The sequence below is a fragment of the Ensifer sp. Root558 genome (assembly GCF_001427045.1).
GTDB lineage: Bacteria > Pseudomonadota > Alphaproteobacteria > Rhizobiales > Rhizobiaceae > Ensifer > Ensifer adhaerens.
Map to the genome: position 1 here is coordinate 186,228 of NZ_LMGC01000004.1, position 13,139 is coordinate 199,366.

Below are 13,139 nucleotides of genomic sequence, written 5' to 3' on the forward strand. Positions count from 1 at the left end.
CCACGGCCGGCAATGCTAAAGCTGTCGGCGATTGCTTCGAGGACAGAAAGACCATGAGACACGACCCGTTGTTCGAGCGTCTGTGGGACGGCACGGCTCAGATGGAAGAATGGACCGCCGCGGTCTCGCACGGCGCCATCACCCATGTCGCCGACAACATCATCACCGTCCACACGACCTATTTCTGCGGCAGCGTGACGGCCATCCGTACCAGCGAAGGTCTGGTCCTGATCGACACCGCGAAGCCGGAAACGGCAAAGCCGACCCTCGACGTCATACGCTCCTGGGACGACAGCCCCATACACACCGTCATCTTCACGCATGGCCATATCGACCATACCAGCGGGATCACGGCTATCGACCAGGAAGCGGATGCGCGTGGGCTAGCGCGCCCGCGGATCGTCGCCCACCGCAACGTGAAGCGGCGGATGGAGCGCTACGAGGCTTCGCATGGCTACAACAGCATCGCGCAGAGCCAGCAGTTCAACAAACCGGGCTACATCTACCCAATCGGTCAGCGGCGACCGGACGCGGTCTATGACGATACCCTGTCACTGTCCGTCGGTGGCGAGCGGATCGAACTTTTTCACGGCAGAGGCGAAACCGACGATGCCACGTTCGTCTGGCTACCGGAACGACGTGTCCTTGCGAGCGGCGATTTCGTCATCTGGGTGTTTCCGAACGCCGGCAATCCGCGCAAGGTGCAGCGTTATGCAGCCGATTGGGCGACGGCACTTCGGCGGATGGAGGCGCTCGCTCCGGCGGTCCTCATTCCCGGTCACGGTCCGGTCGTCTTTGGCGAAGAGCGCGCGGCCGAGATGCTGCGCCACGGGGCAGAGGCGCTCGAGCATCTCGTGCGTGAAACGCTCGCGCTCCTCAACAGGGGCGCCAGCCTCGACGCGGTTCTGCATGCGGTGAAGGTGCCCGAGGCATATCTGGGCAAGCCCTATCTGGCAGCGAAATACGACGACCCGGAATTCCTCGTCCGCGGCATCTATCACTTCTATGCCGGCTGGTTCGATGGTGACGCGGCCCATCTCAAGCCGCCGAGGACTGCCGATCTCGCATCGGAACTGGCCGCTCTTGCCGGCGGCGCCGAAAAGCTTGCGGAGCGGGCCACGCACCTATCGGAGGCTGGGAATTTTCGCCTCGCGGTGCAACTCGTGGAATTCGCCAGCGCAGCCGCACCCGACGACCGGGCCATTCAGGCAATTCGGGCCGCGGTCCTGCGAAAGAGCATCGAGAACGAGAATTCGCTGATGGGGAAGGCCTTCCTCGCGGTTTACGCACGCGAGGCCGAGCAGCGCTCCAAAGGCTAATGCATGTCGCGCAAAACTGTGCATCGGTTTTGCGGCAACGAGACGCATAAAAACAAGAGCTTACAGTCTGGCGTGTGAATCCTTTGTGACGCGACAGGCTTTAGGCGCCACGCGCTGGAGCAGCCTCACCTCAGAAGCCGAAAGACTGCTGTGCGGGCTTGGCCTGTTGCTCCTCCAAATGGACGCCTTCCAGTTCGAGCATGCGCGTCTTGGTGGTCGAACCGCCCGGCGCTGAAAACCCGCCGATCTTGCCGCCGGCGGCCAGCACCCGGTGGCAGGGGATGATCAGCGATACCGGGTTCTTCGCCATGGCCTGGCCAACATCGCGTGCTGCTTCCGGCCCGACGCCCAGTTCCTTGGCAAGCGCGCCATAGGTCGTGGTCTGGCCCCAGCGCAGCGCCCGCGCGGCCGCATAGATGCGCAGGAAAAATTCATCCTGGCCTTGCAGATCCACCGCGAAGCCGGAGAAATCGACCTCCCTGCCCTCGAAGTAGTGCCGCACGGCTTCCACCGCCGCCCGGATTACCGGCGTCGGCTCCGACGCCTCGCTGGAAGGCAGCCGCCGCAGCAACAGCCGCTCGGTCGCCTCTAGCGTGCCGGTCGGCAGTTGAAAGCGCGTGATGCCGACATCGTTCCAGGCGATGCCGCAGAAACCGGCCGCGGTCTCAAAGATGAAATAACGATGCATCGCCTGACCCATCGGCCTCGCCTCCACTTGTACGCCTCCCTCAAAAATCGTGCAGGACGCCGCCGAATTCAACCCGTTTCCTGCCTACGCGACCGCCGTTTTGGCACAGATTGCCCGGAGCCGCGCACGCCACCAAATGCCGTCATTTGCGAAAGCTTTACGCTTGTCGGGCATGGTTTCGCGCGAACATCAGGAGACGATGGTGGACATCCTGCATACCCCGACGATCATGCTCAGTTCGTTCGTAACGCTGGTGATCTTCGCCGCTTTCTTCGGTTTTGCCTGGCGGCAGGAGCGCAAAAGCCTCGAACTGCTTCTGTGGTCCTTGGCCTTCGCCATCGGCGCAGTCGGCTTCGTCCTGTTGACGCTGCGCGGCGACGGCTACAACTTCATCACCATCTCGCTCGGCAACGCGCTCGCGGTGCTGGGGCTCGCGATGATCTGGCTGGGCTTGCGCGCCTTTGACAATCAGCCGCTCAAGATCGCCTCCGCGCTCGTCGGGCCGCTCCTGTGGATCGTCGTCACCTATTCTTCAGACTATGTTCGCGAGAGCGTCACAAGCCGGATCGTGCTCTACTCGATCCTGATCTTCGCCTATTCGGCGCTGATCGCGCACGAGATCTTCCGCTCGGAGAATTTCCGCAAGCTCCCGAGCTCCTACATCGTCGCCTTCGTGTTCGCCACCCATGGCCTGCTCTATCTCGCCCGCATCCCGCTGATCCTGATCTGGCCGCTCGCCGGCAACACGGCCGCGGGAACTTCGCAGCCGCTCTGGTACCAGTTGCTGACCTTCGAGCTGTTTTTTCACAGCCTCGCCGGTGGCTTCGCCTTCTTCGCCATGGTCAAGGAGCGAACCCAGCAACGCTACAAGCTCGCCTCGGAGACCGACGCGCTGACGGGTGTGCCGAACCGCCGTTCGTTCCTTGCGCAGCTGGAGACCCATCTCGCCACGCAACCGGCCAAGGGAGCACTGCTCTATCTCGACATAGACCACTTCAAGGTGATCAACGATCGCTACGGCCATGCGGTGGGCGACCAGGTGCTCGTGGAATTTGCCGGGATCCTCTCGAAGGCCGTGCCGCGTGACGCCCTGATCGCGCGCATGGGCGGGGAAGAATTCGCCGCCTGCCTCCCGCAGGCGGATCGCGCCGACGCGATCGCCATTGCCGACAGCATTCGCACCGCGCTCGAAGCGCGCCGGCTGAGCACGACCAAGGGCGTGCTGTCGGCAACGGTCAGCATCGGCATTGCCTTTGCCGACCGGCACGAGGATGTGCACGCGATCATTTCCGCCGCCGACGCCGCGCTTTATGCCGCGAAGGCCGCCGGCAGAAACAGCGTTTGGTCGGAAGATCCGTCGGGCGTGCCGCAGTTTGCAGCGGGCTCGATCGCACCCGCCGAAACGGCGGCGACGCTTCTATCATTGAGCCCTGCCAGAAGCAGTGCTGCGACACGGCGGCCCACCGGCTCCTGAACCTTCCGCATCCCGAAAACGAACGATCGGCCGGGCACCCCGCTATCGCGACCCGCCGCCTAGCCGTTGACGCGCTTTACCAGCGCGAGCGAGGCAGCCGAGACAAGCAAGGCGCCGCCGCAGCCTCGTTCCATCCAGCGCCGCATCGACGAGGCGGCAAACTGCGTCGTCTTGAAGCCGACAAGAGCGTAACCGAACATGACGGCAAACTCGACGACGGTGAACACGGCGGTAAGCGCCAGGAACTGCGGCAGTTGCGGCGCGGCCGGGTTGATGAACTGCGGCAGCAGTGCGGAGAAGAACAGGTAGGCCTTGGGGTTGGTGATGGCCACGATCATGCTGTGGCGGCAGATCGCAAGCGCGGATTCCGTGCGAACGAGATCGCCGTTTTCGGCGCCTTGCGTTTCCGCTTTCTCGGCTCTACCGGGCCGAAGCATCTTGTAGCCGAGCCAGGCGAGATAGCCGGCACCCGCATATTTGACGACCGAGAACCAGAACTCCGACGCGGCAAGGATGGCGCCGAGGCCGGCTGCCACGGCGGCGATCAGGAAGAAGTCGGAAAGGAGCACGCCGATCATCCCGGCAACCGCCTTTTTCATGCCGAAACGAGAGCCATTGGCCATCGCCAGGATCACGTCCGGGCCGGGCGTGACCACCGCGATGAAGGTGACGGCCGCAAAGGCAGCCATGGTGCTGATGTCCATGAACGAGCTCCTCCCGTGAGCGGCCTATCTTTGGCCGTTCAGATCGAACGTGTAAAGCACCGCCCGCTCAACCACGCATCGGTTCTCACCTGGCGAATTGCGCGTTGCGGGAAGGAACACGCCCGTCGAAGGACAGTTGAACAGCCTTTCCGGATCCGGCATCGACGGCATGAATGTGCAGATGCGGCTCCGTGCTGTTGCCAGAGTTGCCGACAGCGCCGATCGGATCGCCGGCGAGAACCCGCGCCCCGATCAAGGCGGTCACGCTCCCCTTGCGCAGATGCGCCAGTTCCACCCGCATGCCGTCGCAGGCAACGATCACGTGGTTTCCAGCCGGGTTGCCCCGATCCGCCTCGGGCGGGGGCAGGTCGGGCAGCCCATCCACTGCCGCGACGATCTCTCCCTCGCACGGGCTGACGACGGTCTTGCCGAAGATGGCATAGTCAGCGGGATCCCTAGGTAGCAGGCCGAACGCCCGGAAGCCGGCGTCGCCGATCGCCGTGATGTCGAGGGCATGCCGTTGCACCGGGTGATCGCTGTGATGATTGAGCACGCCGATGCCGCCGCCCTGAGCGACGACGAAGCGACCACCGGCCAGCGGAAACGATAGCCCGTGCGGACCGTGCTGCGAGCCGATGCCCCAGGCGACATAGGCGAGTGCTGCACCGAAGACGAAAAGAGAGGCTACGGTCGGCACCAGGCTGCGCGCCAATGCTCCGCGATCCAGCGACAGCCAGGGCCGGCGCCAATGTCGGGGCAACGAAACCAAAGACGCCGCGACCGCGAGCGCGGCCAGCGCCGCCCGGGTCCAGAAGCCGGCGATGTCCCAGCGGTTGAGAAGTCCGATCAGGGTGAGCAGCACGACGGTCTCTGCAAGCGCCAGCAGCCAGCCAAGCCGCGTCGGTTCATTCAGCCGCCACAGTCGCCAGATGAAGGCAAGCGGCAGCAGGATGCTGAGAACAAGCAGAAAACCGACGACAACGACCATGATCCCTCCTGTTGCACCTGACGGCGCTGTTTACACAGGGAAAAAATAGGGATATTTTTTGTCCTTAATAGACGCGGGCGGCATCTGCCGGACGAAAAAAAGATCGTTAGAGCGTATGATCCTTAAGAGCCAAGTCGAATGGGCGTTGCACTGTTGCGCCATTCTCGCCGGCCTGCCCGAGGGCCGCTACCTATCGACCAAGGCGCTGGCCGAATTCCACGGACTTCCGAAGGAGTATCTGTCGAAGGCGCTGCAGAGCCTGTCACAGGCGGGCCTCGTCCACACGACCCTCGGTCCTTCGGGAGGCTACCGGCTGGCGAAAGCGCCGGCGGAACTGACTTTCCTCGATATCGTCGAGGCGGTCGAAGGCCGGTCGCGCACCTTCGTCTGTACCAATATCCGGGCCAACAATCCCTGTCGGGCGCCTGGTTACTGCGACGAGACCCCCTGTGCGGTGGCGCGCATCATGTGGGAGGCGGACGAAGCCTGGCGCGACAAGCTGCGAAGCGTGCGCCTGTCCGACCTGATGGAAATCCTCTCGAAGGAAATTCCCGCCGATCTCTCGAAGCGAAGCTTTGCCTGGGTGCTAGAACGCGCCGGATGAGCGGCGCCGGCCGCGGTTTCAGCAGGCGAAGCGTAGAGATAGGCCTGCGCCGGCATATGCTCGGCAAACTTGGCTGGCCCCAACGGTTGGGCCGAAAGAAGGGCCGGCTGCGCGATCGGCAGTCGGCCCTTGGCATGGCGTCACTTCGTCATCGGAAAGGTCAGTTCCTTTTCGGCGGTGTCGACGACGAAGACCGCCAGCAGCTTGGCGGGCGCGGTCTTGCTGCCGTTGGCGCTGACGCCGTGACGGTCGCCCGGCATCTCGGAGAAGCTCTCGCCGGCCTTGTATTCCTTGACTGGACCATCATTGACCTGGCTGAGGATCGAGCCTTCGAGCACCGTCGCATAGATGAAGGCCGTGCTCGCATGGGTGTGCGCATCGGACGAGCCGCCAGGCCCATATTCCACCAGAACGCCCTTAATGCTCTTGTCCGGAACGTTCGGCAATTCATGCTCATAGACGAGCGTCACCTTGGCAGCGTCACCGGCGACGGCGGTCCCGAACAGGGTTGCGGTAACGGCGAGGGTGGTGAGGAGAGACTTGATCATGTCGAAAATCCTTTCAGATGAGGGAGATGCGCGACGCGCGCGCCTCCGGTTCGGTTACTTGCGGGGTGCCGTTGCGAACCACTCTTCGAAGGTGATGCGGCCGAGGCGGGGATTGTTGTCGGAAACAAGCGAGCCGTCCTCGAGCAGAGCGCCGAAATAGCGCGCCTCCCGGTCCGGCTCGACCTTGCGATTGTCGCCCATCGCCCTGAGATAGCGGGCGACGAGATCGCTGAGGCGCGAGCGCTCCGGACCCGCAATCTCGATCGTGCCGTTGACGGGATCGGCGAGCGCCACGTCGGTCATGGCATCGGCAACATCGTCTGACGCGATCGGCTGCACATAGGCCGGCGACAGACGCACGAGGTCGCCGACGGTTCCCGATTGCGCGATCCCGCTCAGGAACTCCATGAACTGGGTCGAGTGCACGATCGTGTAGGGGATGCCACCGGCCTCGATCAGCTTTTCCTGCGCAAGCTTGCCGCGGAAGTAGCCGCTTTCCTGCAGCCGCTCGGTTCCGACCACGGAAAGCGCGATATGGTGTTTGACGCCGGCAGCCTTTTCGGCGGCAAGCAGATTGCGGCCCGACGTCTCGAAGAATTCGAGCACCGCCCTGTCCTCGAACGAGGGGGAGTTGGCGAGGTCGACGACGACCTCGCAGCCGCTGAGCGCTTCGGTGAGCCCCTCTTCCGTGATCGTATTGACGCCGGTGTTCGGGGAGGCGGCAATCACCTCGTGTCCGCGCTTGCGCAGGCGTTCGACCGTCTTCGAACCGATGAGGCCGGTGCCGCCGATGATGACGATTTTCATGGGATCCTCCATCGGCGGCGCCCATCGCGCCGCCGTGCATGACGGTTGCTGCGGGCTCAGTTGAGCCCGGCCTTGTCGAGCCCATAGAGCTTGTCGGCCGAACCGGGCACGGACTTGAACGCGACGCTGACGCGGTTCCAGGCGTTGATGGCCATGATGGAAAAGGTCAGATCGGAGATCTCCTTTTCCGAAAGCTGGCCGCGCACGCGCTCATAGAGTTCGTCCGGAACGCCGCCCTCGGGCAATTTCGTCAGCACCTCGGTCCAGGCAAGTGCTGCGCGTTCGCGCGGCGCAAACAGGTTCGATTCCCGCCAGATTGCCACGTGGTAGAGGCGCAATTCGCTCTCGCCGTGGATCTTCGCCTCCTTCACATGCATGTCGACGCAGAACGCGCAGCCGTTGATCTGCGAAGCCCGCAGATTGACGAGATCGCGGATTGTCTGCTCGATGACGCTGTCCTTCAGGCTGAGGCTGAAGTCGGAGATTTTCTTGAAGAACTCGGGTGACTGCTGGGCGTAGTTGAGGCGCTGGGTCATGGCTTTGCTCCTAATTAAGGACATCTGTTATCCTTATGGATATAAGATATCCTTAATCGATGGACAGTAAAGCGCGCCGGGGGTAAACTCGGCGCATAAGGCTTATGTCGAAACGTTTGGGGGAAGCCGGATGGACATCGTTTCTGCGCTCAGAGCCTTCCTGCGGGTGGCGGAGACCGGCTCGTTTTCCGCGGCTGCCAACGATCTCGGCCTGACCCAGCCGGCGGTATCACGCCAGGTCTCGGCACTCGAGGAGCACCTGAGCATGCGTCTTCTGCACCGGACGACGAATGCGCTGGCGCTGACCGCCGAGGGGGAACACATGATCCCGATGGCGCTCAAAGTTGTCGAGGCGGTCGATGCTCTGAACGAGGCTTCCTGCGGCGAGACTGGCCTCGTGGCGGGCCGCGTGCGGCTCACCGTGCCCGCGCCGCTCGGGCTCTATCTGAGCGATCGCCTGGCCGCCCTGCTCGCCCGTCATCCGGGGCTTTCCGTAGAGATGTTGTTTCGCGAGGAACCATCGGAACTGGTTGGGGAGGGCATCGATCTGGAGGTTCGCTTGGGTCCGGTGTCGGAGGGCGGCCTGATCTGCCGGCGGATCGGCTGGACGACCGCGTTTCTGGTGGCGGCACCCGACTATCTGAACCGGCGCCCCGCGCCAAAGACTCCCGACGACGTCGGGAAGCATGAATGCATCTGCTACAGCCGCGCCGGCGACGGCCGCCAGTGGACGTTTTCCGACGGGTCCGGCGACGTTTTCGTGCGCATCGCGCCCCGGCTCGTCGCCAACAGTGCCGTGGCCGTGCATCGCGCGGTGCTCGCCGGCAACGGCCTTGCGATCCTCTCCCATATCCTGGCCTGCCCGGACATCGAGGCTGGCCGCTTGGTCAACGTGATGCCGGCATTCCCGCCGGCGCGCCTGCCGATCAGCGTCGTCTATCCCTCGCGCAGAAACGTGCCGCTACGCGTGCGCACCGTTCTCGATTTCCTTGTCCAGGTGGTCCGGGAAGACCCGCTGATGGCCTCCGCCTCCTGACCGTGGTTTGGGTCAGCGCTGGCCGGCCGAGGCGCGCAGGGGCAGCCCGCCATAGGCCTTGATCTCCTTCAGCACGAAGGTCGTCTGCATCTCCTTGATGCACGGCAGGCGCCGCACGACCTTCATGGCAAAATCCGAATAGGAATCGAGATCGGCAGAGACGACCTGAAGGAGAAAATCCGCATCGCCGGCAATGCTGTAGCAGGCAACGACGCTGTCGAGTTTCATCACCTCCTCGGCGAAGGCGTCCGCCTCCGCCTCCGTATGGCTGTCGATCTTTACCCGGATGAAGGCGAGCACCCCAAGGCCGATTTCCCGGCGATTGAGTACCGCCATGTAGCCCTGGATGACGCCGTCGTCCTCCAGTTGCCGTACCCGCCGCCAGCAGGGCGAGGTCGACATGCCAACCTCCTCCGAAAGCGCCTGGTTGCTCAGGCGCCCGTCACTTTGCAGCGCGGTCAGGATCTTTACATCGGCGGGCGTCAGGGCGGAGGGCATCTTCTATCTCGTTTTCGGCGATACTGGGATGAATCTACCCCATCTTGGCAATTTCTCGCAACATCAGAAAGAAACTGCCTCGCCACACGGTCTATTCTCCCGGCCGACAGCATCCTTTGAGAAACAGAGAGGAAACAGACCACGTGCTTCAGGACACCCGCCTCGCCATCGTCGTCAATCCCGAACTGACACCCGGTCATCTCGCCAACACGATCGCAGCGATCTGCATCGGCATCGGCTCGGCGATGCCCGGTCTCGGTAACCAGCGGCTGACGGACAGCAGGCAGAACACCATCGACATCAGCTCCAACCGGCCCGTACCGATCCTCCAGGCCGATGTCGCGACGATCCGGGCGCTGCTCCTGAAGGCCTTGCCGAAAGAAGACGATCGTGTCGTCGTGCCGTTTCCAGCCTTCGCGCGTTCGCTGCACAGCTATGCCGACTACGAGACGCAATTTCCGGAACGGGATCTCGCGCAGGAGACGATCGACGGCATCGGTCTTGCCGGCGACGTGAAGTGGGTCAGATCGCTGACGGGATCGCTGAAATTGCTGCGATAGGACAAAAGCACGCGCAACGGCACGGCGGGTCGGAGCCCGCCGCTTCCGGTATGTACATTTTTTTCACCGGAACCAGACCAATGCCAGGATTGGTGGCGACACATTCGCAACACCAACAGCCATTCGCTCGGAAAGGCCGCGCTTTCCGACTTGACGGCCTCTTCTCGCCTTGACGGGACCCGCCCTGCGCGACAAGCTCTGAAAACAATTTTCAGAATATCAGAATTCCTTCACATACCGCATCGGCTCGACGGCTCCCGCCGCTGCCGAGGGTGCATCGCGCGACACGCTATCCGGGGAACAATGCGCATGACCAACCAACGGCTCATCATGCTGATCTTCTTCCTGCAACCGATCGCCTTCGGCGCCTGGCTGCCGCGTATTCCCGACGTGCAGCAAAGGCTCGGCCTCGGCCCGGCGGAACTGGCGATCGCGCTGCTCGGCATGCCCGTCGGCATTCTGCTGACCCTGCCGTTTGCCGGCCGTTTTGTCGCCTGGATCGGCGGCCGTGCGACCATCCTCTACGGCTTCGTCGTCTTTCTGGCGCTCGTCTGGCTGCCGACATGGGCCCCGAACATCGAGGTGCTCTTCGTGGCGCTCGCCATCGTCGGCGCGGCACTGACGACGCTCGAACTCGGCCTCAACGTCGAGGCCGATGCGATCGAGAAGCACTCCGGGCAGCTGATCATGAGCACCTGCCACGGCTTCTGGAGCCTCGGCATCATGACAGGCAGCCTGGTTGGCGTCGGCTTCGCAGCGCTGCATGTAGCGCCGGAATGGGCGGTGCCGCTGACGGCGACAGGCATGTTGCCGATCAGCGTCTACTTCGCCCGGAAGCTGCCGCTCCTGAAGACCGGCGAGGCCGCGGCTGCCGAAGCGTCGCCCTCCAGACGCAAGCTGCCGGGCTGGGCATTGCTTGGCGTCTGCTTCTTCGTCTTTGGCATCACCATGACCGAAGGCGCCGTCGCCGACTGGTCGGCGGTCTTCCTGCGCGACATCTTCGGGCTTTCCAGCGCCAGCGCCGGTTTCGGCTACTCGATCTTCGCCTTTATGGTGGCTGCCGGGCGCTTTGCCGGCGACCGGCTGAAGGCGAGCTACGGCCCGGTCGCGGTGGCACGTGCCTGCGGTATCGCCAGCATTAGCGGGCTCATTCTCGTGGTGGTAAGCCCCGCCGCCTGGGCAGCACTTCTCGGTTTTTCTGCCATGGGCTTCGGCGTATCCGTCGGCTTTCCCTTCGCCGTCACAGCCGCTGCCGACCAGAAGGACCGGCCGGCGGCCGCGAGCGTCGCCATTCTGTCCTTCATCGCGCTGCTCGGCTTCCTGCTCGGGCCGCCGCTGATCGGCCTGATCGCCGAATACAGCGACATGCGCTTCGGTCTTGGCGTGCTCGTGCCCTTCCTCGCCGTCAGCCTGCTCTTGACCGGCCGGCTCAAGCCCGCGGCCCGTCTGGACGTGCAAGACGACGCCCAGCAGGCCGCCAGCCGCGCATAAAGGCCACGGCAACAGACAACACGAAAAGCCCCGGCCATCCGAGGCCGGGGCTTTCGTCGTTCATCGTCTGGCGTGTCTTACTTGCGCGCCGCCATAGTATTGTAGCTGGTGATGAGGTTGCGGTAGTCCGGGATGTGGTTCGAAAACAGCGTGCCGAGACCCTCGATGTCGTTGCGCCAGTCGCGATGCAGCTCACAGGCAACGCCGAACCAGGTCATCAGCTGAACGCCGGCGGCGGTCATGCGCGACCAGGCGGAATCGCGTGTCACCTCGTTGAAGGTGCCGGAAGCATCCGTCACCACGAAGACCTCGAAGCCTTCCTCGATCGCCGAAAGCGCCGGAAACGCCACGCAGACCTCGGTCACGACGCCGGCGATCAGCAGCTGCTTCTTGCCGGTGGCCTTCACCGCCTTGACGAAATCCTCATTGTCCCAGGCGTTGATCTGGCCCGGACGGGGAATGAAGGGCGCATCGGGAAACTGTTCCTTCAGCTCCGGAACCAGCGGGCCGTTCGGGCCATCCTCGAAGCTGGTTGTGAGAACCGTCGGCAGCTTGAAGTACTTGGCGAGATCACCGAGCGCCAGAACATTGTTCTTGAACTTGTCCGGGTCGAAGTCGCGCACCAGCGACAACAGGCCGGTCTGATGGTCGACGAGCAGGACGGCAACATCATCCTTGTTGAGGCGTACGTAGGGCTTGGTCATCGGAAGTCCTTTCCTTCGTTTGGTTTTCATCACCGCCAGCGGCCTTCGTTGCCGATCTGCTGTGATTGAACGTAAGCTACTGCAGGACCGTCGCCGCAAAAAGATTGTGAATTTCGACGCAGCGTCCTATGAATAGAACGATGCAGGACCTGAACGACCTCTATTATTTTGTCCAAGTCGTGGATCATGGCGGCTTTGCGGCTGCGGCACGGGCAACCGGTACGCAGAAATCCCGGCTGAGCCGGCGCATTGCTATGCTGGAAGACCGGATCGGGGTTCGGCTGATCCAGCGTTCGCCGCGTCGGTTCTTCGTTACCGATGTCGGCCGCGAATATTACCAGCGCTGCGTCGCGGTGTTAATCGAGGCGGAAGCGGCCGATGCCTTCATCGCGCAGCATCAGGGAGAGCCGCAGGGCATCATCCGGGTGAGCTGCCCGACCGCATTGATCTCGTTCCAGTTCGGCCGGCTCTTTGCCCGGTTCATGACCGCCCATCCGCGGATCGGCCTGCAGCTGGAAAGCACCAACCGGCGCGTGGATGTGATCGCCGAAGGTTTCGACGTTTCGATCCGTGTCCGGTTCCCGCCGCTCGAAAAAAGCGAGCTGGTGATGCGCAAGCTCGACGACAGTTCGCAATATCTCGTCGCCAGGCCCGGATTTCTGAAGGCGCCGATCGCTGAGCCCGCGCAACTGACGGGATTGCCGAGTCTTGCCTGGACTTCGGCCACGCACACCTATGAATGGCGGCTGGAAAGCGCCGATGGAGAACGGGCCGTCATCCGCCACGAGCCACGTTTCCTGACCGACGATATGGCGGCGCTACGCGAAGCGGCGCTCGACGGTGCCGGCATCGTGCAACTGCCGACGATGATGATCTGGAAGGACCTGGCAGCCGGCACGCTCGTGCCGGTGCTGCCGCAATGGCGCCCGGCGTCCGGCGTCGTGCACGCCGTCTTTCCTTCGCGGCGCGGGCTACTGCCCTCCGTTCGCACCTTCATCGACTTTCTTGCCCAGGAATGCGCCGCCGATCGCCTCGCGATCGACGAAAGCCTGGCATGGCCGGCAAGGCCACCCCATATCACGGCCTAACGCATCCGGCGGTCAACGGGCTCCATTGACGTGCTACCCCGGCGGCCGCCCTCCGCGGACCCATGCGCCGGCCGCATAGTAGCCATTCCTTGCA

15 protein-coding genes are annotated in these 13,139 nt (G+C 63.4%); 7 read left to right on the plus strand and 8 right to left on the minus strand.

From position 1 onward, the window contains the following. Positions 1-53: 53 nt before the first annotated feature. Complete coding sequence (locus ASD63_RS08565; protein ID WP_082572814.1) at positions 54-1,319, plus strand: alkyl sulfatase dimerization domain-containing protein; 1,266 nt, start codon at positions 54-56, stop codon at positions 1,317-1,319. Positions 1,320-1,449: 130 nt separating this feature from the next. On the opposite strand, the gene ASD63_RS08570 is transcribed toward ASD63_RS08565, so the two are convergent. Beyond that, on the minus strand, positions 1,450-2,019 hold the full coding sequence (locus ASD63_RS08570; protein WP_060517696.1) for a methylated-DNA--[protein]-cysteine S-methyltransferase: 570 nt from the start codon (positions 2,017-2,019) through the stop codon (positions 1,450-1,452). Between the two features lie 190 nt (positions 2,020-2,209). Between ASD63_RS08570 and ASD63_RS08575 the strand changes: the two genes are divergently transcribed. Then, positions 2,210-3,481, plus strand: a complete 1,272-nt coding sequence (locus tag ASD63_RS08575) for a GGDEF domain-containing protein (RefSeq protein WP_162251830.1) — start codon at positions 2,210-2,212, stop codon at positions 3,479-3,481. Between the two features lie 59 nt (positions 3,482-3,540). Here ASD63_RS08575 and ASD63_RS08580 read toward each other — a convergent pair whose 3' ends face one another. Continuing rightward, complete coding sequence (locus tag ASD63_RS08580; RefSeq protein WP_060517700.1) at positions 3,541-4,185, minus strand: LysE family translocator; 645 nt, start codon at positions 4,183-4,185, stop codon at positions 3,541-3,543. An 85-nt stretch (positions 4,186-4,270) separates the two neighbouring features. Then, entirely contained in the window at positions 4,271-5,173 is a 903-nt protein-coding gene (locus ASD63_RS08585) for a M23 family metallopeptidase (protein WP_060528999.1), read from the minus strand. Positions 5,174-5,288: 115 nt separating this feature from the next. Here ASD63_RS08585 and ASD63_RS08590 point away from each other — a divergent pair, with 115 nt between their 5' ends. Then, positions 5,289-5,777 carry an Rrf2 family transcriptional regulator gene (locus ASD63_RS08590; protein ID WP_034787539.1) on the plus strand — a complete coding sequence of 163 codons (489 nt, stop codon included), beginning with the start codon at positions 5,289-5,291 and terminating at the stop codon, positions 5,775-5,777. Between the two features lie 140 nt (positions 5,778-5,917). On the opposite strand, the gene ASD63_RS08595 is transcribed toward ASD63_RS08590, so the two are convergent. The 3 genes from ASD63_RS08595 to ASD63_RS08605 are packed head-to-tail and all read right to left on the minus strand — an operon-like array spanning position 5,918 to position 7,668. After that, positions 5,918-6,325 carry a cupin domain-containing protein gene (locus ASD63_RS08595; protein WP_060529000.1) on the minus strand — a complete coding sequence of 136 codons (408 nt, stop codon included), beginning with the start codon at positions 6,323-6,325 and terminating at the stop codon, positions 5,918-5,920. A gap of 54 nt (positions 6,326-6,379) precedes the next feature. Next, positions 6,380-7,132, minus strand: coding sequence for an SDR family oxidoreductase (locus ASD63_RS08600; protein ID WP_060517706.1), 753 nt, complete (start codon positions 7,130-7,132; stop codon positions 6,380-6,382). A 56-nt stretch (positions 7,133-7,188) separates the two neighbouring features. Continuing rightward, complete coding sequence (locus ASD63_RS08605) at positions 7,189-7,668, minus strand: carboxymuconolactone decarboxylase family protein (protein ID WP_034787548.1); 480 nt, start codon at positions 7,666-7,668, stop codon at positions 7,189-7,191. Positions 7,669-7,798: 130 nt separating this feature from the next. Here ASD63_RS08605 and ASD63_RS08610 point away from each other — a divergent pair, with 130 nt between their 5' ends. Beyond that, entirely contained in the window at positions 7,799-8,704 is a 906-nt protein-coding gene (locus ASD63_RS08610; protein ID WP_060529001.1) for a LysR family transcriptional regulator, read from the plus strand. Between the two features lie 12 nt (positions 8,705-8,716). Here the strand turns inward: ASD63_RS08610 and ASD63_RS08615 are convergent, their stop codons facing one another. Next, positions 8,717-9,202, minus strand: coding sequence for an Lrp/AsnC family transcriptional regulator (locus ASD63_RS08615; RefSeq protein ID WP_060529002.1), 486 nt, complete (start codon positions 9,200-9,202; stop codon positions 8,717-8,719). Between the two features lie 143 nt (positions 9,203-9,345). On the opposite strand from ASD63_RS08615, the gene ASD63_RS08620 reads away from it, so the two are divergent. Beyond that, a complete protein-coding gene (locus ASD63_RS08620) occupies positions 9,346-9,762 on the plus strand; it encodes a DUF2000 domain-containing protein (protein ID WP_060529003.1) in 417 nt (138 codons plus the stop codon). Between the two features lie 309 nt (positions 9,763-10,071). Beyond that, on the plus strand, positions 10,072-11,253 hold the full coding sequence (locus ASD63_RS08625) for an MFS transporter (protein WP_060529004.1): 1,182 nt from the start codon (positions 10,072-10,074) through the stop codon (positions 11,251-11,253). A gap of 77 nt (positions 11,254-11,330) precedes the next feature. Here the strand turns inward: ASD63_RS08625 and ycaC are convergent, their stop codons facing one another. After that, complete coding sequence (gene ycaC / locus ASD63_RS08630) at positions 11,331-11,957, minus strand: isochorismate family cysteine hydrolase YcaC (RefSeq protein ID WP_034787558.1); 627 nt, start codon at positions 11,955-11,957, stop codon at positions 11,331-11,333. A 140-nt stretch (positions 11,958-12,097) separates the two neighbouring features. Here ycaC and ASD63_RS08635 point away from each other — a divergent pair, with 140 nt between their 5' ends. Continuing rightward, on the plus strand, positions 12,098-13,045 hold the full coding sequence (locus tag ASD63_RS08635) for a LysR substrate-binding domain-containing protein (protein ID WP_034787561.1): 948 nt from the start codon (positions 12,098-12,100) through the stop codon (positions 13,043-13,045). The last annotated feature ends 94 nt before the right edge of the window (positions 13,046-13,139 follow it).